The sequence below is a fragment of the Halomicrobium sp. HArcht1-1 genome, assembly GCF_058933285.1.
In genome coordinates, this window is the sequence record NZ_JBZYDL010000001.1 from 190,335 (window position 1) to 209,744 (window position 19,410).

At 67.8% G+C, this 19,410-nt stretch carries 22 protein-coding genes and 1 tRNA gene; 8 read left to right on the plus strand and 15 right to left on the minus strand.

Annotated elements, in window-relative coordinates; genetic code table 11:
• Positions 1–17: 17 nt before the first annotated feature.
• Positions 18–1,226 (plus strand): inorganic phosphate transporter, encoded by a 1,209-nt coding sequence (locus AC5FRZ_RS01040; RefSeq protein ID WP_372479964.1) that lies wholly within the window; start codon positions 18–20, stop codon positions 1,224–1,226.
• A 206-nt stretch (positions 1,227–1,432) separates the two neighbouring features.
• On the opposite strand, the gene AC5FRZ_RS01045 is transcribed toward AC5FRZ_RS01040, so the two are convergent.
• The 3 genes from AC5FRZ_RS01045 to AC5FRZ_RS01055 all read right to left on the minus strand — a co-directional run bounded on the left by AC5FRZ_RS01045 (position 1,433) and on the right by AC5FRZ_RS01055 (position 2,902).
• Positions 1,433–1,861, minus strand: a complete 429-nt coding sequence (locus AC5FRZ_RS01045; RefSeq protein WP_493563639.1) for a universal stress protein — start codon at positions 1,859–1,861, stop codon at positions 1,433–1,435.
• A 157-nt stretch (positions 1,862–2,018) separates the two neighbouring features.
• Positions 2,019–2,091 (minus strand) — tRNA-Gln (locus tag AC5FRZ_RS01050).
• Positions 2,092–2,182: 91 nt separating this feature from the next.
• Positions 2,183–2,902: a profilin-fold protein gene (locus tag AC5FRZ_RS01055; protein ID WP_208627470.1), complete on the minus strand. Its 720-nt coding sequence runs from the start codon at positions 2,900–2,902 to the stop codon at positions 2,183–2,185.
• A 145-nt stretch (positions 2,903–3,047) separates the two neighbouring features.
• Between AC5FRZ_RS01055 and AC5FRZ_RS01060 the strand changes: the two genes are divergently transcribed.
• From AC5FRZ_RS01060 to AC5FRZ_RS01075, 4 genes are all read left to right on the plus strand, one after another.
• Entirely contained in the window at positions 3,048–3,503 is a 456-nt protein-coding gene (locus AC5FRZ_RS01060) for a hypothetical protein (protein ID WP_170093014.1), read from the plus strand.
• Positions 3,504–3,549: 46 nt separating this feature from the next.
• On the plus strand, positions 3,550–4,152 hold the full coding sequence (locus tag AC5FRZ_RS01065; RefSeq protein ID WP_208627472.1) for an IMP cyclohydrolase: 603 nt from the start codon (positions 3,550–3,552) through the stop codon (positions 4,150–4,152).
• Positions 4,153–4,245: 93 nt separating this feature from the next.
• A complete protein-coding gene (locus AC5FRZ_RS01070) occupies positions 4,246–4,608 on the plus strand; it encodes a NifU family protein (RefSeq protein WP_493563640.1) in 363 nt (120 codons plus the stop codon).
• A 460-nt stretch (positions 4,609–5,068) separates the two neighbouring features.
• Complete coding sequence (locus tag AC5FRZ_RS01075) at positions 5,069–5,875, plus strand: hypothetical protein (protein ID WP_170093017.1); 807 nt, start codon at positions 5,069–5,071, stop codon at positions 5,873–5,875.
• A gap of 85 nt (positions 5,876–5,960) precedes the next feature.
• Here AC5FRZ_RS01075 and prs read toward each other — a convergent pair whose 3' ends face one another.
• Both prs and AC5FRZ_RS01085 read right to left on the minus strand, forming a co-directional pair.
• Positions 5,961–6,809: a ribose-phosphate diphosphokinase gene (gene prs / locus AC5FRZ_RS01080; RefSeq protein ID WP_493563641.1), complete on the minus strand. Its 849-nt coding sequence runs from the start codon at positions 6,807–6,809 to the stop codon at positions 5,961–5,963.
• 63 nt (positions 6,810–6,872) lie between these two features.
• Complete coding sequence (locus AC5FRZ_RS01085) at positions 6,873–7,679, minus strand: HVO_0234 family beta-propeller protein (RefSeq protein WP_493563642.1); 807 nt, start codon at positions 7,677–7,679, stop codon at positions 6,873–6,875.
• Between the two features lie 191 nt (positions 7,680–7,870).
• Here AC5FRZ_RS01085 and AC5FRZ_RS01090 point away from each other — a divergent pair, with 191 nt between their 5' ends.
• On the plus strand, positions 7,871–8,860 hold the full coding sequence (locus AC5FRZ_RS01090; RefSeq protein ID WP_493563643.1) for a DUF4349 domain-containing protein: 990 nt from the start codon (positions 7,871–7,873) through the stop codon (positions 8,858–8,860).
• Here the strand turns inward: AC5FRZ_RS01090 and hemL are convergent, their stop codons facing one another.
• The 4 genes from hemL to moaC all read right to left on the minus strand — a co-directional run bounded on the left by hemL (position 8,861) and on the right by moaC (position 12,023).
• Entirely contained in the window at positions 8,861–10,201 is a 1,341-nt protein-coding gene (gene hemL, locus AC5FRZ_RS01095) for a glutamate-1-semialdehyde 2,1-aminomutase (RefSeq protein WP_372479954.1), read from the minus strand.
• Positions 10,202–10,272: 71 nt separating this feature from the next.
• Positions 10,273–10,905, minus strand: a complete 633-nt coding sequence (locus tag AC5FRZ_RS01100; RefSeq protein ID WP_493563644.1) for a DUF8130 domain-containing protein — start codon at positions 10,903–10,905, stop codon at positions 10,273–10,275.
• 66 nt (positions 10,906–10,971) lie between these two features.
• Positions 10,972–11,553, minus strand: a complete 582-nt coding sequence (locus tag AC5FRZ_RS01105; RefSeq protein ID WP_493563645.1) for a MogA/MoaB family molybdenum cofactor biosynthesis protein — start codon at positions 11,551–11,553, stop codon at positions 10,972–10,974.
• Complete coding sequence (gene moaC / locus AC5FRZ_RS01110) at positions 11,550–12,023, minus strand: cyclic pyranopterin monophosphate synthase MoaC (protein WP_170093023.1); 474 nt, start codon at positions 12,021–12,023, stop codon at positions 11,550–11,552. Before moaC ends, AC5FRZ_RS01105 begins: the two co-directional genes overlap by 4 nt.
• 495 nt (positions 12,024–12,518) lie before the next feature.
• Here moaC and AC5FRZ_RS01115 point away from each other — a divergent pair, with 495 nt between their 5' ends.
• The gene (locus AC5FRZ_RS01115; protein ID WP_493563646.1) at positions 12,519–13,343 is read left to right on the plus strand and encodes a molybdopterin synthase; all 825 of its coding nucleotides are present in this window, start codon (positions 12,519–12,521) and stop codon (positions 13,341–13,343) included.
• A gap of 2 nt (positions 13,344–13,345) precedes the next feature.
• On the opposite strand, the gene AC5FRZ_RS01120 is transcribed toward AC5FRZ_RS01115, so the two are convergent.
• The 6 genes from AC5FRZ_RS01120 to hemB all read right to left on the minus strand — a co-directional run bounded on the left by AC5FRZ_RS01120 (position 13,346) and on the right by hemB (position 18,986).
• The gene (locus tag AC5FRZ_RS01120) at positions 13,346–13,981 is read right to left on the minus strand and encodes a chemotaxis protein CheC (RefSeq protein ID WP_153552064.1); all 636 of its coding nucleotides are present in this window, start codon (positions 13,979–13,981) and stop codon (positions 13,346–13,348) included.
• Positions 13,982–14,108: 127 nt separating this feature from the next.
• The gene (locus AC5FRZ_RS01125) at positions 14,109–14,564 is read right to left on the minus strand and encodes a winged helix-turn-helix transcriptional regulator (RefSeq protein WP_493565068.1); all 456 of its coding nucleotides are present in this window, start codon (positions 14,562–14,564) and stop codon (positions 14,109–14,111) included.
• 7 nt (positions 14,565–14,571) lie between these two features.
• Entirely contained in the window at positions 14,572–14,922 is a 351-nt protein-coding gene (gene glnK1 / locus AC5FRZ_RS01130) for a nitrogen regulatory protein GlnK1 (protein WP_015761898.1), read from the minus strand.
• Positions 14,915–16,240 (minus strand): ammonium transporter, encoded by a 1,326-nt coding sequence (locus AC5FRZ_RS01135; protein WP_170093026.1) that lies wholly within the window; start codon positions 16,238–16,240, stop codon positions 14,915–14,917. Before AC5FRZ_RS01135 ends, glnK1 begins: the two co-directional genes overlap by 8 nt.
• Before the next feature lie 367 nt (positions 16,241–16,607).
• Positions 16,608–17,882: a DUF6498-containing protein gene (locus AC5FRZ_RS01140; protein WP_493563647.1), complete on the minus strand. Its 1,275-nt coding sequence runs from the start codon at positions 17,880–17,882 to the stop codon at positions 16,608–16,610.
• Between the two features lie 123 nt (positions 17,883–18,005).
• A complete protein-coding gene (hemB, locus tag AC5FRZ_RS01145) occupies positions 18,006–18,986 on the minus strand; it encodes a porphobilinogen synthase (protein WP_493563648.1) in 981 nt (326 codons plus the stop codon).
• Between the two features lie 112 nt (positions 18,987–19,098).
• On the opposite strand from hemB, the gene AC5FRZ_RS01150 reads away from it, so the two are divergent.
• On the plus strand, positions 19,099–19,401 hold the full coding sequence (locus AC5FRZ_RS01150; protein ID WP_170093029.1) for a DUF3784 domain-containing protein: 303 nt from the start codon (positions 19,099–19,101) through the stop codon (positions 19,399–19,401).
• Positions 19,402–19,410 lie beyond the last annotated feature (9 nt).

Genomic DNA, 19,410 nt, shown 5'->3' on the forward strand with positions numbered 1-19,410 from the left:
GGCATGGACCGGAATCGATGACCGGGATCGCGTTCTGGTCGCTGGTCGGACTCGCCTCGCTGACGAGCCTCGTGACCGCGTGGGCTCTCGGTGCGAACAGCAACTCGCCGCCGTTCGCGCCCGCGATCGGTGCGAACGCCATCTCGACGATGCGAGCGGCCTTCCTCATCGGCATCCTCGCCGCCCTCGGAGCGTTGACACAGGGTGGCGCGATCTCAGAGACCGTCGGTTCGGGGCTCATCGACGGCGTCGAGATCTCCTCGCTTGCGGCGACGGCGGGGCTACTCACTGCGAGTGCGTTCATGGCCTTCGGCGTCTACTCGGGCTATCCCGTCCCCGCCGCCTTCGCGACGACCGGCGCGATGGTCGGCGTCGGCCTCTCGCTTGAGGGTGACCCCGCGATGGCCACCTACCGACGGATCGGGACGTTCTGGCTCCTCGTACCGCCCGTCTCGGGCGGCCTGGCGTATCTCACGGCGACGATCCTGCGCCGTGACGACATCCCCGAGACGGTCGGGGTCCCGCTGCTCGCGGCCATCGTCGGCGGGATCGTCGCGAACGTCCAGCTCAGTATCGTCCCGACACCGCCCGGCGTCCAGCAGGGTTCCGTCGCCGGATTTCTGGCGCGACAGGTGCCCACGCCGATCGTCGGCGGTCTCGATCTCGGCGTCGTCGCGTTCACGCTGGTGGTGGCGGCGGCGAGCTTCCAGTGGATCCGCCGCCGCACCCAGGCCTCGGTCGACCGCGGGATCAAGACCTTCCTCGTCGTGCTTGGCAGCGTCGTCGCCTTCTCCAGTGGCGGCAGTCAGGTCGGACTGGCGACCGGGCCACTGGAGAACCTCTACGGCGTCGAACTCGGACTGCCGGGGATCCTCCTGCTGGGACTCGGAGCCGCCGGTATCCTCGGCGGGGCGTGGATGGGCGCGCCGCGGCTGCTACAGGCGACTTCGCGCGAGTACGCCCAGCTCGGTGTCCGCCGGTCGATCGCCGCGCTCGTCCCCGGTTTCATCATCGCACAGGCCGCCATCGCACTCGGCATTCCGATTTCCTTCAACAACATCATCATCTCCGGCGTGATCGGCGGGGGGCTGGCCGGCGGCTCGGCGGGCGTTTCCAGGCGAAAGATCGGCGTCACGCTGGCGTTCTGGGTGATCACGCTCGTCACGAGCATCGCCATCGGTTTCGGCCTCTATCGACTGCTCTCGACGGTGCTCGGGATCAGGTGAGGGAGTCCGCAGAGATGCGACCGACGGTATCAAGCCGAAGACGGTGAAATGGCGAGCGTCGTTCGATCCGTCCCGGGCGACGTAAGCACCAGGCCGAAGGCCAGGGCGCGAAGCGAGCCCCAGACGGTCGAACGATGCGAGGGCTTTCGATGATTCGCCTCTGTGTCTGAAGAAGCGTTACAGACTCACAAAGAGCCGACACCAGATCACCGAACGACAGTCACCGTCACCGGCGCTTCTCGAACGACCGCCGTGGCGACCGTCCCGAGCAGGCGCTGGGTCAGGTCGCTGGCGTCGCCGCCGTGACCGCCCATCACGACCTGGTCCACGTCGTGCTCGTCGGCGTAGTCGACGATGGTCTCGGCGGGGTCGCCCTCCTCGACGACGGTTTCGATGGGCTGGTCGTACTCGGTCGCGCGCTGCTGGGCTTCGTCAATTACCTCGTCGGCGTACTCGCGGGCCTCGGCCTCGCGGTCGTCTCGCTCGATGACGCCGCTCTCGCTCATCGACGCGTCGATCGGTGTCACCACGTTCAGGACCGTGATCGGACAGTCGAAGACGGAAAGCGCGTGGGCCAGCGCCGCCTCCGAGAGGGGCGACCCGTCGAGTGGCACGAGGACGTGGGTCGGTTGCATACGCGCAGCGTCGTCGGCCGGTGCCAAAGAGATGGGTGCTCGAAGCGACCAAGAGCCCGAAGCGGTGGCCGTGATCGCCGGCGCTGCGCGCGACTGACAGGGTTCGAATCCACTCCGTCGACGATTGCGCGGCTCGCGAATGTGCTCGCCGCAGGAATAGTCCATCCTGGATTCGAACCAGGGTCGAAGCCCCCAGAAGGCTTCAGGATTGGCCACTACCCCAATGGACTGTGTACCCCATCGTATCCGGCAGTCGCATATCAGTGTTACGGACGAGACGGCTCTGTGTGACCGTCTGCCATCCGATCGCGAGGGGTGCGACTACAGCGACACCGTTTCCAGTGACTCCGAGATTTCGCGGACGTGGTCGTTGAACGCCTCGACGAACCCCGGTACGTCGTCGGCGTGGGCTCGCAGGTCGCGAGCGTCAGGCGGCTGGTACTGCGAGAGGAGGTAGACGCCGCCCTCGCCGCCGACCCGGAGGTAGTCCGCCCGGCCTTCCTCCCAGTTGAGTTCCCAGCGCGAGCCGTCGATCCGGGTCGTGAAGGTGCCGTAGCTGTCGCCGCTGTAGCGGTAGAGCTGTTGAGCCATGGCGTCGGCGACCTCCCGGAGCTCCGAGAGGATCGCCTGGCGTGTGGCGACCACGTCGTCGACGGTGGCGACCTCGGGGAACTCGGTCGTCACGTCGTCGAGGACGCCGTCGAGCGATCGAACGTGCTCGTTGAACGCCGCGACGAACGCGTCGTAGTCCGACAGCGCCGTCGCCAGCGCGCCCGGAGCGGGCGGTTGCTGGGTCGAGACGACGTAGATCTCGCGACCACCTCGTTCGTAGCGGAGATACTGCACGTCGCCGGCCTCGTATTTCAGGGTCCAGGAGGCGGCGTCGGTCTCGAAGGTCGCCTGTCCGTAGTCGCCGCCCTGGAGGCGTGCGAGTTCGCGGGCGATCTCACTCGCGTGGTCGGTGACAGCGGCGACGATCTCGTCCCGTCGTGTCGCGGCCGCGTCGGTCCCGACCACGTCGGCGTCAAGCCCCTCGATCATCGTCCACAGCGAGGGGTTCGAACGGCATAACGGCGGTGACTCCGGACGGAGAAGGACGAGCGTACCGCCGTGGCGGAGCGAATACGCCCGGGTTATCGCGTGAACGATCGAGCCGTATAGGGGTGGCCACGGTCTGGTGACAGCCATGGCATCGGAGAGACCCAACCCGAGCGCCGCCCGCACCCGGACGCCGACCGTCTCGCCGACCTGGCTTCGCGGGCTGGCAGCCGGGCTGATCGGCGGTCTCGGCGCGGGCGTGTTTCTGACACTCACCGCGCCGACCGTGCTCTCCGAGACGTTCTCCGCGCTGCTCTGGGCCAGCGGGACGGCCGTGGGCTGGCTCGTGCTCGGAGCTGCCAGCGCCGCGGCCGGCATCCTCTTTAGCACGGCGGCCGGGCGACAGGCCCTCTCGACGACGGTCGTCCTCGGGATCGGATACAGCGTCGCGCTGTGGCTCGTCGCCGCGGTGGCGCTCCCGGCCTGGCTCGGAGCGGTCGGAGCCACGGCCCCGCCGTTCCCGTGGCTCGATCCGACGCTGCTGGCCGGACTGGCCCTCTACGGTATCGTCCTCGGAGTCGGCCACTGGCTGTTCGGCCGGTGACGGGCAAAATCGACACCTCCTTACTTCGACCGCCGAACTGACGCGTATGTACGTTGGACGGTTCGTCGTCGTCGGCCCGCAGGTCGGCGCGTACCGCGTCTCGTCGCGATCGTTCCCGAACAGGAGAGCACTCGACCGTGACGGCACGATCACGGTCGGCCCCACGGAGGACGCTCCCGAGACCGACAACCCCTACATCTCGTACAACGCCGTACGGGAGACCGACCGGGGTGTCGTCGTCGGCAACGGCTCTCACGTCGATCCGATCGCGGAGAAGCTGGCACTTGGCTACCCCGCGCGGGACGCCGTCGCCGAGTCGCTGCTGGCGCTTGACTTCGAGAAAGACGACTACGACACCCCGCGCATCGCCGGCATCGTCGGCGTCGATCCCGACGACCCCACGACGCGGGCCGAGGGCCACGGCGGCGTCATCGGGACGGTCCGCCGGGACGCGCTACTGGTCGAAGAGGTCACCGAGCCGACGCTGGTCGCGACCTACGAGAAGGACAGCCCGGAGGCGTTCGACCTGGCAGCGACCGACCCGGCGGGCATCGCCCGCGAGCTGTACGACCACGAGTTCGAACACGCCGTCTGTGCGGCCGGCGTCGCGGTCGACGACGGCGTCGAGACCGCGATCTACAACGGCTAGGGCGCTCCAGTCCGCTTTTGTAGGGCTCTCTGCCCGAGTCCGAACGGGTCAGTCCAAAGGTCTAAGCAGGCGGGGCACCCACGTGTAGACACTATGAGCACGGAGACCGAAAGCGGCGACGACCTCGAGGAGCGCATCACGAACTTCCTGCGCCGGAACTTCCCGCAGATCCAGATGCACGGCGGCTCGGCGGCGATCCAGAACATCGACCGCGAGGAAGGGACTGTCACGATCCAGCTCGGCGGTGCCTGTTCGGGCTGTGGGATCTCGCCGATGACGATCCAGGCGATCAAGACCCGCATGACGAAGGAGATCCCCGAGATCGACACGGTCCACGCCAACACGGGCATGGAAGGCAGTGAGGGCATGGCCGGCGGAGCCAGCCCGTCGATGCCCGGCGACTCGCGGGGCGGCGAGATCGGGGACGACGACGAAGGTCCCGAAGCGCCGTTCTAAGCTCCAAACTTCTCCGTTTTTTCTCGTCGGTGAGCGACGGCTCCGCCTCGTGGAGGCGGCGGTGTTCAGATAAGCGAGCCAAACTGGAGCGAACACACCGAAAGCCCTCGGCACGCTAAGCGGATCTGTGCCGGATATTCTCCCGCCGGTCGAATAGTGCCGGCGCAGATCCGCTTACCGCGCCTCGCCCTTTCATCCACCAGGCTCGTGGACAGTGCCACCAGCTACGTCCTGGCGGATGAAAGGGCGAGTGCTGCGTGACGGCTCCGCCGTCACGTTATAGCCGGCCGGCCTTTTCGGGAACCCCGACGACGCAAGCACGCGGAGCGCAACGAGTCGCGGGACCGCAACTGCGCGAGAGGGCTTTCGGTACCTGAACGCCACCACGCCGCGTCTCTTATCTGAACACGATCGTGGAGTCGGGCGGTGTGATTATGGACCTCGCTACCTAACTGTGGGTATGCGTCTGGGGCTGCTCGCGGTCGTCGCCGTCGCCTTCCTGGCCGGCTGTGGGGGGCTGGTCGGCACGTCCACGGAGACGACGGTGACGCCGGCACCGGTCCCCGAACCGCCCGCTACCGAGTCGACCGGCAGCGCGATCGCACCGGGAGTTGGGGGAGCCCGGATCGTCGACGCCGACCGGCTCGCCCGAGCCCACAGGGCGGCGATCCGGGAGCGCTCGTACGTCTGGCAGGAACACCAGCGCGCGAGTCCCGCCGGGACGAACGAATCCGAGCGCGTCGACACGCGGTTGTGGGTCGAACACGAACGTCGCTATCGGTACGAGCTGTCGACCTCGTGGCGGCCGGTCAACACCTCGGGGTACACCGAGGGCGAGACGCGCTACCGTCGGGACGTGAGTCGCGCCGGCTTCACCTACTCGACGGCGGTGGCGACGAACGCCACGGCACGCTACGGCCACCAGCCCGAAGTGGCGATCAGCCGCTATCTCGCGATCGGGTCGGCCACCGTCGCGGCGACCACGGTCGACGGGAAGCGGTACTACCGGATCACTGGGACGACCGACTCGCTCCCCGTGACCGGTGATATCAGCAACTACAGCGTCGAGGCGCTGGTGGCCCCCTCGGGGTTCGTCCGCTCGCTGTCGGTCAGCTACGAGGACGTGATCGGCAGCAACCGCGAGCGGATCGACTATCGCTACCGGTACAGCGCCGTCGGCGAGACGACGGTCCAGCCACCGGAGTGGGTCCGAGCCCGCTGGCCGGAGAACGTGACGACGGCGACAGCGACGCCGACGGCCGGTTGAGGCTGCCGGCTGTTCGAGGAGCGAAGAGCACACGGAGACGATCACGACGGCACGAGCGCCAGCCGACGAGGCGGCGTGGTGAGGACTACAGCCGCTCGGCGACGGCGCTCGCGGCGCTGACGTCGCTGACGGCCCGCTCGATCGTGTCGGTGCCGTACACTCGTTCGACGCCGGCACTCGCCAGCTTCGTCTGAGCGTTGGCCGCCAGCATGGGGTGGACACAGGAGACGAAGACCCGGCCGGCACCCCGGTCGTTCAACACGCCGACGGCCTCGCTCATCGTCGAGCCGGTGGCGATGATGTCGTCGGCAACGACCACGTCCCGGTCGGCGACCGCGGCGTCGCTGGGCGAGACGTCGACCGCGCCGGTGTCGTAGTTCCGATCCTTCTGGAAGTAGTCGACGGTCCCGCGCCCGTAGGCGTCTCGGACGGTCGTCGCGATGTCGACGGCTCCCTCGTCGGGCGAGAGAAAGAGCGGCTCGTCGAGGTCCGCGGGCAGCGGGTCGGCCAGGACGCCGGCAGCGTCGACCGGTTCGGCGGGCACGTCGAAGAACTCACAGACGGTGTCCTCGTGGGGGTTGACCGTCAGCACGCGGTCGGTGCCAGACGAGATGGCGCGCGCCATCGCACGCGAGGAGACGGGTTCGCCGGTCCGGAACGCCTCGTCCTGGCGGGCGTATCCCATGTACGGCAGGACGGTGAGGACCTCGTCGGCACCGGCTTCGCGGGCGGCGTCTTGCAGCTGGAGCAGTTCGACGTGTGCGTGATCGGAGACCGTCGAGGCGACGACGACCGCCCGGTCGATCTCGTCGGGGACGCGCACGACAGACTCGCCGTCTGCGAAGTCCTCGTACTCGACGCGCCCGAGTGACTCGCCGCTCGCGTCGGCCAGCGCCGCCGCGAACGCCTGCGATTCCGAACCGGGGATGATCATGTTCGCCCATCTACCGGCCGCGCTAAACCCCTTTTCGGTTCCCAGAGAGGCCGGTCCGGCGAGCTACGGCACGGCGACGCCGGTGACGCCGGCCAGCCCGAGCGCACGCGAGCGCCACTCCGGTGCGCCGTCTTTCGCGGTCACCGGGTCGATCGCGACGGTGCCGTCGTCGGTGACGGTCACCGTCGCAGCGGCGTAGGCGACGTCGACGATCCCGGACACGGTCGGGTCGACGGCCGTCCACTCGCCGCTGGCGCGTGCGAAGAAGTCGCCGTCGACGACTGCGTGTGCGCGGTCGCCGTCGCGCTCGGCCGAGACGACGGTCGCGTCGCCGGCCAGCTCGGTCGTCCAGCCGTCGGCGAGGCGGTCGACGCCGTCGGCGGTCCCGGCGTAGGGGCCAGCGGCGGCCACGTCTCGGACGGCGTCCCCGCCCAGCGCGACGAGGTCGTCGCCGTCGATCCGGAAGCAGCCGTCCGTGGCCGCCACGAGGTCGCCGTCGACGGCGTGAACCTCCTCGACAGCGCCCAGTGTCACCCACTCGTCCCCGTCGAGTCGGGCGAGCGTCCCATCCTCGCTGGCGGCGACGACGCGCTCGCCGACGCCGACCGCCGTCGCCGGGCCGAACTCCGTGCTCTCGAACCCCTCGTCGCTGCCGACCAGCACGTCCTCCGCGGTCGCGACCGCGAGACGGCCCCGATCGGCGGCGATGTCGCGGGCCGTACACTGGTGTTCGAGCCCGAACCGGCCGATCTGGTCGTCCGAGAGCGCCACCGTCGCCACGCCCATCTCGCAGGCGACGTAGGCGTGGGTCTCCTCGCGGCGCTCCTCGTAGATCCGCTTCTCGTCGAGGGCGATGTCGTCGTCGCTCATGAGCGGGGGTTGGTCGGGTCGGCTGGAAAGGCTACCGCCTCACCGATTCGGGACCGGCGGTGTGACGGACGGGCCTCGGACTCTCGAAGTACGCGGGCGTCGGTCGCGGGGAGACGCCGCGACGTGACTCAAAGCGGCCTTTCACCGTTCAGGGCCTTGATGCGACCGTCCGTCGTACGATCTGACGAACCATGCCAACAATACCCGTGACCAGACGACAGATCGCGCTGCTGGCCGTCGTCGTCCTCGTCGCCGTCGCCGGCTGTTCGGGTGCCCAAAACACCGCCGACGGCGGCGGCTCCGAGCTGGGGATGCAGTCGGCCGACGACGCCAGCGGCGGTGGCGGCGGTGGCGGCGTCGGCAGCTACTACGACGCCGACGGCGATCGCGTGATCGTCCGCGAGTCCCGGATGGACCTGCGGGTCGACAACTTCACGCGGGCGTTTCGCTCGACGCGCGAGATCGCCGCGGCCCACGGCGGCTACGTCGGCGACCGCTCGCAGAACTCCCGTGGCGACTGGGACGAGGGCCAGATCACGGTCCGGGTGCCCCCCGAGAACTTCTCCGAGGCCCGTGACGACCTCGCGGCGCTTGGCCACGTCGAGGACGAGTCGGTCTCGGTCCAGGACTTCACCGACCAGTACAACGACCGCGCGGCCCGCATCGATGATCTCCAGCAGGAAGAGCAGGCTCTCGAAAGCCTGCTGACCCGGGCCAACGACAGCGAGGAGGCCAGCGAGATCAGAACCGACCTCCGAGACGTGCGCGACGAGCTGCGAACCCTCCGCCAGCAACAGGCCTCCCTCGAGCGCCAGGAGGCCATGTCGACGATCCGGATCGACGCCCACGAGCCGGTGGGCGAGCAGCCACCCGAGAACTACCGGTCCTCGTTTGGCTTCGACGACGCGTTCATGGAGGCGTTCTACGGCGGCCTGACGGCGGTGAAGTACGTCGTCGTCTTCTTCGGCTACGCGATCCCGATCGGGCTCTCGCTGTTGCCCCTGGCGGCCTTCGGCCTCGTGCTCGTCGGCGGCGTCCGTCGGACTCGGCGGTTCGTCTCGGGAGCGATGAGTGCCGAGCCAGAGCGTCCAGACGACTCGCCAGCAGTCGTCGAGACGAGCGCTGACGAGAGCGGGACGACCGACGACGGCGAGCCCGGCAGCGGAGAGAGCGAGGAGTAGCTACAGAGCTTCCTTGTACGCTTCCAGCGCTTCGTCGATGTCCGCCTCCGTGTGGGCGTCACAGACGAACTGCGATTCGAACTGGTTGGCCGTGAGGAAGACGCCCCGCTCTTTCATCGCCGGCCAGAACAGGCGCTGCCAGCGCTCGGTCTCGGCGCGCTTGATGTCCGCCCCGGTCTTCGGGCAGGTGTCGAAGCGCTCACAGTCGGGATCCTGCCTACAGCCGGCGTCACAGGGGCCGCCGGCCTGCGTGCCGTCGGCGTCGCGGGTGAACACCACCTTGAACATCGAGTCGGTGCCGACGACGGTGTACTCGGGTGCCTGATCGGCGAGGATGTCCGTCAGGCCGGCGCGCAGCCGTTCGCCCAGGCCGTTCACGTGGTCGTACACGTCGTTCTCGGCGGCGTATCGTAGCGTCTCCAGGCCCGCGGCCATCGTCACGGGGTGACCCGAGAAGGTGCCCGACTGGAACACGTCGCCGGCAGGCGTGAACTGCTCGACGATCTCCGAGCGGCCGCCGATCGCGCCGACCGGGAACCCGCCCCCGACGATCTTGCCGAAGGTCGTCAGGTCGGGCGTGACGCCGAACTTCCCCTGGGCACACTGGAGGCCGCCGACCCGGAAGCCGGTGATGACCTCGTCGAAGATCAGGAGCGAGCCGTGGTCGTCACACAGCTCGCGCAGCGTCTCGTGGTAGCCCTCGACCGGGTGGACGATCCCGTAGTTGCCCAGGATCGGCTCGGTCAGGACCGCGGCGATGTCGTCGCCGTGCTCGGCGAACAGCTCCCGTGCGGCCTCGGCGTCGTTGAACGGCAGCGTCAGGGTGTGCTCGGCGAACTCCGGGGGGATGCCGGGACTGGAGGGGGCCGTGTGGTCGCCCTCGCCCTCGACCAGCGTCGACTCCTGTGCGCCGTGGTAGCCACCCTGCATGACGACGATCTTGTCCCGGCCGGTGTAGGCTCGCGCGAGCCGGACCGCCGACACCGTCGCCTCGGTGCCGCTGTTGACGAAGCGCGTCATCTCGACGCTGGGGACGTGCCGGCGGACGAACTCCGCCAGTTCGACCTCGACCTCCGTGGGCGCGCCGTACATCGGTCCCTCGGCGGCGCGTTGCTGGACGGCCGACTGGACCGGCTCGGGCAGGTCGTGGCCCAGCAAGAGCGGGCCGTAACCCAGCACGAAGTCGAGATAGCGGTTCCCGTCGGCGTCGATCACGTGGCCGCCGTCCCCGCGCTCGACGAAGAACGGGTAGGGCTGGGTCGCCCGCACGGAGGAGTTGACGCCGCCCGGCATCACCGACAGCGCCCGATCGTACAGCGCTCGCGACTGCTCGTGGTTCATGGCCGGAGCTTTGGACCGGGCCAGAAAGATACTGTCGGTCAGATGCTGTCGAGTGTGAGTGGTCGAACAGTTTACGGCGGCGAGACGCCGCCGGAGCGGAACCGGATCTGCTGGTCGTCGGTGACGCTCAACACGACCGAGAGAACGATCGGTCGATCTTCGGTCTCCAGATAGATCTGGTCCTCGAACCGATACTGACCCGATGGCAGGCACGTCCCGGAGACGCCCGGAGTGTACACCTCGTACGTTTCAGTTACGGGCTCGTCCGAGCCGAGCGGGACCGCATCGAGAGATGACTGGACGACCGGCACAGCCGTGTCTGGCACGCGCCAGCACTCACCTTCTCGGACCGGATCGGCGCTGAGTTCAGCGCCCCGCCCAGCCGGTTCGATCGCAATTGCGTCGGCCCATTCGAGCTGGGCAGAACTGTTGTCCGTAAACAGGAGTGTCGGACCCATGTGGACCGTGACAGCGCTGTCGCCTCGATTGGCAAGCGAGAGTGAGATTCGTGCAGGATGGTCGGTCGTCGATTGCGTCTCGACCGCCCCCGTCAACGACAGCGAAGAGAGCGACGGTGTCTCCGTTGCGGTCGTCGTCGGCGATTCCGACGTGTTCGACGCGTCGGGACGACCGAGACAACCAGAGACACCAATCAGGGCGCTCCCGGCGAGTGAGTGGAGCAGGCGACGGCGTTCGACGTTCACAGACTCGTTTCGACGCACAGCTGCTAAATATTTTTGCCGGTCAATTGCATCGAGCGTGGACGAAACTCATCGCCGTGCCAGCCCGACGACGTGGCCGACCTCGGGCAACAGAACGGACTCGACGCCCAGTGCGATCGCGTCGGGGCTCCCGGGGAACGCGTAGACGGCGGTCTCGCCGACGATCCCGGCCGTCGCGCGGGTCAGCATGGCGGCGGTTCCGACCTGCTCGTGGCTCAGCCGCCGGAAGTACTCGCCGACGCCGGGGATCTCGGGGTCCAACAGCGGGCGGATCGCCTCGATGGTCACGTCGTCGGGCGTCAACCCCGTCCCGCCGGTGGTGACGATCACGTCGACGGTCTCTCCGTCGGCACGCTCGCCCGCCAGCGTCTCGACGCGCTCGCGGATGGCCACCTCGTCGTCCGCGACCACGTCGGTGACGGCGACGCGGTGGCCGGCGTCCTCGATCGCCCTGCTCGCGACCGGGCCGCTCTCGTCCTCGTCGCTCGACCGAGAGGAAGAGATCGTCAGCACCGCGACGTCAAGGGTCTCGTCGGTACCGTGGTGATGGTGGTCGTGGTCGTCGTGGCTGTGATCGTGGTGGCCGTGCTCGCCGTGGCCGCCCGCAGCGTGCTCGCGGTGATCGCTCACGACTCCGCCCCCTTGACTTTCGCTTCCACGCGCACGTCCGAGATGCGCGTGTCGGGATACTGCCCGTCGTCGTCTTTCTCGGCCGACTTCACCATGTCCCAGACCGTCAACAGTGCGCGGGTGACGCCGTTGAGCGCCTCCATCTCGACGCCGGTCTGGCCGGTCGAGGACACCTCGACGCTGCTCTCGACGCCGTCCTCGCGGACCTCGAAGTCGACGGTGACGCCGTCGATCGACAGCGGGTGACACATCGGGATGTCGTCCCAGGTGCGCTTGACGGCCTGGATCGCGGCGACGCGGGCCGTCGCCAGCACGTTGCCCTTCACGACCGCACCGGTCTCGATCGACGCGGCCGTCGACGGTTCGAGGTCGATCCGGCCGCTCGCGACCGCCCGGCGGTCGACGACGGCCTTGTCGCCGACGTCGACCATCTGTGCCGCGTCGTCTTCGACGTGACTGAACTCGTCCATACCGCCCGCAACGCCCGGCCCGTACAAACCGCTTTGTGCTTCTGGGGCCCTGGTATGCAGGTGAGCTTGGACGCTTGCAGTGCGGAGACCGAAAGCCCTCGGCCGCTAGCCGGATCTGTGCCGGATATTCTCCCTGCGGTCGAATAGTGCCGTCGCAGATCCGGCTACCGTGCCTCGCCCTTTCATCCACCAGGACGTAGCTCGTGTCACTGTCCACGTGCCTGGCGGATGAAAGGGCGAGCGTCGTTCCGGGAACCCGGACCCAACAAGCACGCGAACACAGTGGGCGCGCGCAGTTCGGGTCCTGGGACTGGAACGACGCGAGGGCTTTCAGTGGTCGTCCGATCCAGCAATCGCACTGGCTCCGCCTGCTAGCGAGCGGGCCGGAGGCTTTCCGTGGTCGGTGGTCGTTCACGGGGTCACGTCTGCTAGCGATCGATCCCGAGCAGTGAGAGACTGGGCAACGTATAGGTAGCTCGGGCAGTCAGTTCCGGTATGCACGTTCTGGGAGTCGCCGGCCCGTCGGACGTGGGGAAGACGACCCTCGTCGAGCGGGTCTGCGAGCGGTTGGCCGAGCGGGGCCGCGTCGCGACGATCAAGCACTGCACGCACGCCCCCGACGTGGACACCGAGGGCAAGGACACCGCCCGCCACCGGGCGGCCGGCGCGGCGGTGAGCTACGGTCTCGCCGACGACGCGTGGTTCGCGACGGGCGAGGACCGGGGGCTCGACGAGACGCTCGACGAACTCGCGCGGTCGTACGACTACGCCGTCGTCGAGGGGTACTCCGGGGCGCGGATTCCGACGGTGGCGCTTGGCGGGCGCGACCACGCCGGGCGACGGCTCGCGGCGGGCGAGACCGCGAGCGACGTGGACGTGGCGGCGCTGGTTGAGGCGCTCCACGACTGCGAGCCCTACGAGACGCTTGGCTCGCTCGTGACACGGATCAAAGCGGCGAACGACAGCGACCGTGCCGGCGCGATCGCGACGTTTACCGGACGAGTCCGCGAGCGTGACGACCCCGACGACACGCCGACGGAGTACCTGGAGTTCGAGAAGTACGAGGACGTCGCCGACGAGAAGTTAGCGACCATCCGCGACGACCTCTGTGCGCGCGATGGCGTCTTCGAGGTCGCGCTGTACCACCGCACGGGCGTCGTCGAAGCCGGCGAGGACATCGTCTTCGTCGTCGTTCTTGCGGGCCACCGCCGCGAGGCGTTCCGAGCGGTGGAGGACGGGATCGACCGGCTCAAAGACGAGGTCCCGCTGTTCAAGAAAGAGGTCACCGTCGAAGACGCCGTCTGGGCGCACGAGCGGTAATACTACAGCAGATCGCTGGCCGTCGTATCTTCTGCCACGTCGGTGTCGAGGTCGATGTCCTGGATCATCGCTACGAGGTCTTCGAGCTGGGGGAAAGTGTACACCGTCATGTCGATGTCCGCCCCCTCGGCGACGATGTGTGAGTCGACGACGAAGACGAGGTCGGAGTCGGGCCACCCACCCATCGAGTCGATGATCGTCGCCGTGTCGTCGACCAGCAGGGTCGGCGTCGTCATGTCGATGGTCGCGTCGAGGACGTTCGCCCACCCGTCGATGAAGCCGCTGGTCATGATGTTGCCGATCTCCTGGAGCGCCGACTCCTCCATCTGGGAGAACCCCTCGTCGGCCCCCTGGATACCACCCATCATCTGTCCCGCCAGGCGCTTGCCGTGGTCGGGATCGAGGACGAACAGCACGTAGCCGCCGGGAGCCTCGGTCAACTCGACGTAGATGCCGATCCGCTCGTCGTTTCCGAGGTGGGTCTTGACGTCGCCGATGTCGAGAAAGTTGATCTGAGACGTTCGCACCGAGGCGTCGACACCGGTCAGTTGCGAGAGGTGATCGGCGACGGTGCCCGATCCCTCCTTGGCCATCTTGTTGAAGAGGTCGAGTTTCCGCACGTCGACTTGCAGGCTCATACGCTCGAATCGGGAGCCACTCGCTTAATCGCACCGCCGGGATTTCAGCGTCTGATACTCGGAGGCGGCCGTCGTCGCGATGACGGCTCGCCCGTCGACCGGCGCGAATTCGACTCGCCGACCGACGTTACTCGCTCTCGACGCGAAACTGCCCGTACTCCGTGACCGTGTTGAGCACGACCGACGTTTCGACGGCGGTGATGTCGTCGTCGGTCATCAGTTCCTTGATTCGTGCGTTCATCGCCGCGGTGTCCGTGAACTTCCCGATCGCGACCACGTCGTGGCTCCCAGTCACCTCGTAGACGCCGATCATCTGCTCGGCGTCGCCGAGTCGCTCCGGGACGCCGGGCAGTCCGTCGCCGTCGATCGTCAGCTGGAAGACGGCCGTCACGTCGTAGCCAAGCGACTCGTAGTCGATGCGGGGCTCGTACCCCTCGATGACGCCGTGGGTTTCGAGCTGGTCGATCCGTTGGGAGACGGTCGGTTCCGCGATCCCAGTCGCCCCGGAGATGTCGCGGGGACTGGCGCGGCCGTCCTCCAGGAGGGCGTTGACGATCCGGCGCTCGGTGTCGTCGACGTTCATCGAGCGATCAGACGGCGTCCGGTCCGCGTTCACCCGTCCGGACTTGCACTGCATCCTCCACGTCGATCACGAAGATCTTCCCGTCGCCGGGCTCGCCGGTGTGTGCCCCCTCCTGGATCGCATCGACCACGTCGTCGGCCGGGATGTCGGCGACGACACACTCGATTTTGACTTTCTGGTGGAGATCGACGACGTACTCCTCGCCGCGCCACTGGCCTTTCTTGGCCGGCTGTGAACCGCGGCCGGAGACGTTCGTCACCGTCAGCGACGGTGCGCCGACTTCCGCCAGCGACTCCTTGACGTCGCCGAGCTTGTCCGGCCGCACCATCGCGACGACCATCTTGATCTCGTCAGTCATCGTTGGTCACCTCCGTGAAGTTCGTCGTCCCACCGTCGGCGACGACGCCCTCGCCGCTGCCGAACTCGGGGTAGGTCTCGACGCCGTGCTCCGAAACGTCCAGGCCTTCCTGTTCGTGCTCGGGCGTGACGCGTGCCTGTCCGACCGCCTTGAGAGCGCCCCAGATGAGGCCGGTCGCGGCGACCGTCCAGACCGTGATGATCGCGACGCCGATCAGCTGCGTGACGAAGCCATCGATCATGAAGCCGACGTTGGCACCGCCGGCCCAGGCGTCGACCGCGACGAAGGAGTACAGCAGGGTCCCGAGGACGCCTGCGCTCCCGTGGACCGGGAAGACTGCACACACGTCGTCGATCTGGAGGCGTTTCTCGACGAACTCGAAGACGATCGGCAGCTGTGCACCGGCGAGCCCGCCGACCAGGAAGGCACCCCACCAGGTCGTCGTGTTGGGGATCGCGGTGATGCCGACCAGACCGGCGAGGAGACCGTTGGCGACGTACAGCGTATCGACTTTGCTGGTCTTGACCCAGGAGATCAGACCGGCACCGATGGCCCCGCTGGCCATGGCGATCGTCGTCGTCATCGCGACACGCCCGACGTACGAGAAGTCACCGAGCGCGATTGCGCCCTCTTCGATGCTGAAGACGGTGGCGGCGGTGCCGACGTTGAAGCCGTACCAGCCGAAAGCGAGGATCAGCGTCCCCAGCACGGCGAAGGTCATCGAGTGGCCGGGGATGACGTTGGCGCTGCCGTCCTCGTTGTACCGTCCCATGCGCGGCCCCAGCACGTAGGCCGCCGTCAGACCGGCGATACCGCCCATGCCGTGGACGACCATGCCGCCAGCGAAGTCGGCGAAGCCAAGGCCCGCGAGGAGCCCGCCGTCGTACCACGACATCCCGCTGACCACCGGGTAGATCACTGCGGCGATGAGGACCGTGTACGTGATGTACGCGCGGAGCTTCGCGCGACCGGCGACGGCCCCGGAGACGATCGTCGCCGCCGTCATCGCGAAGACGGCCCCGAACAGCCACGTCACCCAGCCCGACGAGCTACCGTTCATCTGCCAGGAGAGTCCGGCACCGCCGACCAGTCCCTCGACGGTCGCCCCGACGAGGAAGAACAGTGCGACGCCGACACTCCAGGTCAGGAGGTTCTTCGTCAGCTGGTTCGCGACGTTCTTCGAGCGCACCTGGCCCGCCTCCAGCATGGCGAAGCCCGCGTGCATGAAGAAGATCAGGAACGTTACCACCAGTACCCACAGGAGGTTGACTCCCTCGACAATCGTTTCTGGGCTCGACTGTAGTAGTTCGTACGTCATTGTTTTGGATCGTGTTTGAATTGCGTTTGAATGTCCAGCTTTATCTCCACAGCACCCGTCATCGTCAACTTGCTCACGGAAGTGGTCTTGCCGTAGCCCTACATAAGGATTTGCTTTACAATAACAGAGATAGGAGGGTGTTGCGTAGACGAGCGTCCAGATTAAGGTATGATATTATCGATATAAGGTTGTATTCCGTCCAGAAAACCGCCGCCTGTCCGCCCAGATTTCGAACGTTCGTCAACCGGGAGAACGGCCGATTCCGCTGCTTCGAGGGAATTTCGCTCGCGCGCACCCACCGACAGCAGTGTCGCCACGTCGGTCCCCGAGAGTCGTGACGTGGCGCGTCGGCGCTGCTCGTCCGGGCTCACGACTGGGGTCGATCGGGCTCGCGGTCGAAGACCGACAGGATCGGCGTCGTCGCGGGGAGATGCGGGAGCAGGTACTCGTCGTCGGGCAACTCGACGACGACCGTCTCGGTGCCGAGCAACCGATCGAGGAGCGTCCGTTCGATCCGAACGGCCGTCTCGTCCCAGGGCTCGACGCGCCACAGCGAGACGCCGAACAGCCGGTCGTACGCGACGAGGGCACGCTCGTCCTGGGCAACGCGGTACTCGAGTGCGCCGTATCGCAACAGGTGATCGACGGAGACGAGTGTCAGTGGAACCGCGACGGCCAGCGCGACCAGGAGTCCGACGACGGACCAGGCGCTGCCGAAGGCAAACAGCGCCGCGACGGCCAGCAGAAAGACACCGAGAAACGCGACCCCCGGGTGCTGTGGGAGGCGCAGCACGCCCCCGAGGACGCGACCCGCGAGCGTCGGTCGAACCCGGTCGGCCGCGTCGGCGGGCACACCCGCGACCGACTGGGGTTCCGACGGGGGCTGAGACCACCCGTACGTCTCGTCGTACGAGACGAAGTAGACGGCGAGTCGGTCGCTGTACACGCTCAGGAAGTCAGAGGCGAACTTCAGACCGATAATCGCGAGCAGCAGCGCCGGACCGACGGCAGTGGGGTCGAGCGATCCCAGCGTCGTGTCGGGTCCAGCGGTGACGAGACCGACCATCGTGAGCGTGAATATACCGGCAAAGAACACGGTAAAGATGCGAAAGACGACACCGCTGATGGCGGTCTGAGAGTTGTGGTTCCGGTACTCGCCACGCAGGAAGTAGGTCCGTATCGTCGACACACCGGTCGTACAGAGGATCGCGAGCGTGGCCAGGGTCACGCTGGCGATCGTGTCGTCGTCGAGCGCCGACGTGCCCAGTGGGCCGACGAGGAAGGCACCGGCGAACAGCCAGACCCCGGCGACGACCAGCACCGCGATCGGGAGGGTCAGCAGCGTCACGACGTGGATCTGGAGGGCGGTCCACGGAACGTCGAGCGTCGGCCGGCGCTGTGCCACCGCTCCGATCAACAGCCCGTCGGTGTCGATCTCGGGCGGGCGGGCGGCAAACAGCGCACGCACGAACGCCCACACCGCGTCGACGGCGAGTTCGAACCAGTAGAGCACGAGGAGGGCGGCGACGTTCCACTCGAAGGCGACGACGCCGACGACCGGCACGGCGTTGGTGAGGGTAATCTCTGCGAGTTCGAGCCGACGGCTGTCCGTCGACGGGACGATCCGGCGGAGGGCGACCATCTACGCGTCGGTAGCGACGCTCGGTAAATGAATGGCCCGGTAGCCCGCCGTCCGATCTGGACCCACGGCCGTGTCACGGAAAGGGAGAGCTGGCGAGTGCGGCGACCACACCGCCCGGCGACCTCAGAGCTGCTGGGCGATGTCCTCGGCGAAGTAGGTGAGGATGAGGTCCGCGCCGGCCCGCTTGATCGAGAGCAGCGACTCGTGGGCGACCGCGTCGAGGTCGAGCCACCCCTTCTCGCTGGCGGCGTGCAACATCGCGTACTCGCCGCTGACGTTGTAGGCGGCGACGGGGTGGTCGTAGGACTCGCGGATCTCCCGGACCACGTCGAGGTAGGGCAGCGCGGGCTTGACCATCAGCACGTCCGCGCCCTGCTCGACGTCGAGGGCGACCTCCCGCATGGCCTCGCGGCCGTTCGCGGGGTCCATCTGGTAGTGTCGCCGGTCGCCGAAGGCAGGTGCGCCGTCGGCGGCGTCGCGGAAGGGACCGTAGAACGCCGACTCATACTTGGCCGCGTAGCTCATGATCGGCACGTCCGAGAAGCCGTCGTCGTCGAGCGCCTCGCGGATCGCCCCGACCATCCCGTCGGTCATGCTGGAAGGCGCGACCATGTCTGCTCCCGCGCGAGCGTGCGAGACCGCCGTCTTCGAGAGCAGTTCCAGGGTCGGGTCGTTGCGGACCGTCAGCGTCGGGTCGTCGGCCGCGCCCGCCTCGACGATCCCGCAGTGGCCGTGACTGGTGTACTCACAGAGACACACGTCAGTGATGACGTAGGCGTCGGTCTCGTCGGTGATCGACCGGACCGCGCGCTGGACGACGCCGTCGGTCGCCCAGGCTCGCGAGCCGCGTTCGTCCTTTGTCTCGGGAACGCCGAAGACGATCACCGCCTCGACGCCGGTCGCCAGCACCTCCTCGACGCGGTCGACGGCCGCCTCGACCGGGACGCGTTCGTGCCCCGGCATCGTCTCGATGGGCACCCGCTCGTCGGCGGTGGCGTCGACGAAGATCGGCGCGATCAGGTCCGCTGGCGAGAGAGCGGTCTCGCTGACCAGCCCGCGGACGCCGTCGGTCCGGAGCCGGCGAGGTCGGCATGTCGGTTGCATACGAGGGTCTCGGTGGCTCGGCCCAATGAAGTCACCGCTCCGGGTGGCCGGCGGCGCTGGTCTGTCGATCCCGGGGCGAACGTTTTCGGTCGCGTCGCCCGAACGGCGAACTATGACCGCTGGCACCGTGACCGTCGCGGGCAGCGCGCTCCTGGTGGTTGCCCTCGGCGTCCTGATCAGGTTCGGTCGCGTGACGACTCTCATCGCGGGCGTCGGCCCCGACGACAGCCCAGAGCCGTCGGTGGTCGACGCCGTCGGCACGTACACGATCCTCGTCGGTCTCGGGACGGGCGCGATGGCCGTCCTGACCCACACCGGCGGCGCGACCGATCGGCTCTGGGCCGCCTACACCGCCGTGATCGTCGCGAGTGTCGTCGCACTGATCGTCTGGGTGAACCGCGCGGACGACGGGTAACAGAAAGCA

What these genes read in the sequence shown, in the direction of transcription:
- AC5FRZ_RS01125 (WP_493565068.1), bottom strand. Translation starts at nt 14,564, where the DNA reads ATGAACGTCGACGACACCGAGCGCCGGATCGTCAACGCCCTCCTGGAG.
- AC5FRZ_RS01135 (WP_170093026.1), bottom strand. Translation starts at nt 16,240, where the DNA reads ATGACGTACGAACTACTACAGTCGAGCCCAGAAACGATTGTCGAGGGA.
- prs (WP_493563641.1), bottom strand. Translation starts at nt 6,809, where the DNA reads ATGATCATCCCCGGTTCGGAATCGCAGGCGTTCGCGGCGGCGCTGGCC.
- AC5FRZ_RS01040 (WP_372479964.1), top strand. Translation starts at nt 18, where the DNA reads ATGACCGGGATCGCGTTCTGGTCGCTGGTCGGACTCGCCTCGCTGACG.
- AC5FRZ_RS01120 (WP_153552064.1), bottom strand. Translation starts at nt 13,981, where the DNA reads ATGAGCCTGCAAGTCGACGTGCGGAAACTCGACCTCTTCAACAAGATG.
- AC5FRZ_RS01150 (WP_170093029.1), top strand. Translation starts at nt 19,099, where the DNA reads ATGACCGCTGGCACCGTGACCGTCGCGGGCAGCGCGCTCCTGGTGGTT.
- hemL (WP_372479954.1), bottom strand. Translation starts at nt 10,201, where the DNA reads ATGAACCACGAGCAGTCGCGAGCGCTGTACGATCGGGCGCTGTCGGTG.
- AC5FRZ_RS01045 (WP_493563639.1), bottom strand. Translation starts at nt 1,861, where the DNA reads ATGCAACCGACCCACGTCCTCGTGCCACTCGACGGGTCGCCCCTCTCG.
- hemB (WP_493563648.1), bottom strand. Translation starts at nt 18,986, where the DNA reads ATGCAACCGACATGCCGACCTCGCCGGCTCCGGACCGACGGCGTCCGC.
- AC5FRZ_RS01065 (WP_208627472.1), top strand. Translation starts at nt 3,550, where the DNA reads ATGTACGTTGGACGGTTCGTCGTCGTCGGCCCGCAGGTCGGCGCGTAC.
- AC5FRZ_RS01140 (WP_493563647.1), bottom strand. Translation starts at nt 17,882, where the DNA reads ATGGTCGCCCTCCGCCGGATCGTCCCGTCGACGGACAGCCGTCGGCTC.
- AC5FRZ_RS01070 (WP_493563640.1), top strand. Translation starts at nt 4,246, where the DNA reads ATGAGCACGGAGACCGAAAGCGGCGACGACCTCGAGGAGCGCATCACG.
- AC5FRZ_RS01085 (WP_493563642.1), bottom strand. Translation starts at nt 7,679, where the DNA reads ATGAGCGACGACGACATCGCCCTCGACGAGAAGCGGATCTACGAGGAG.
- glnK1 (WP_015761898.1), bottom strand. Translation starts at nt 14,922, where the DNA reads ATGACTGACGAGATCAAGATGGTCGTCGCGATGGTGCGGCCGGACAAG.
- moaC (WP_170093023.1), bottom strand. Translation starts at nt 12,023, where the DNA reads ATGGACGAGTTCAGTCACGTCGAAGACGACGCGGCACAGATGGTCGAC.
- AC5FRZ_RS01055 (WP_208627470.1), bottom strand. Translation starts at nt 2,902, where the DNA reads ATGATCGAGGGGCTTGACGCCGACGTGGTCGGGACCGACGCGGCCGCG.
- AC5FRZ_RS01090 (WP_493563643.1), top strand. Translation starts at nt 7,871, where the DNA reads ATGCCAACAATACCCGTGACCAGACGACAGATCGCGCTGCTGGCCGTC.
- AC5FRZ_RS01115 (WP_493563646.1), top strand. Translation starts at nt 12,519, where the DNA reads ATGCACGTTCTGGGAGTCGCCGGCCCGTCGGACGTGGGGAAGACGACC.
- AC5FRZ_RS01060 (WP_170093014.1), top strand. Translation starts at nt 3,048, where the DNA reads ATGGCATCGGAGAGACCCAACCCGAGCGCCGCCCGCACCCGGACGCCG.
- AC5FRZ_RS01075 (WP_170093017.1), top strand. Translation starts at nt 5,069, where the DNA reads ATGCGTCTGGGGCTGCTCGCGGTCGTCGCCGTCGCCTTCCTGGCCGGC.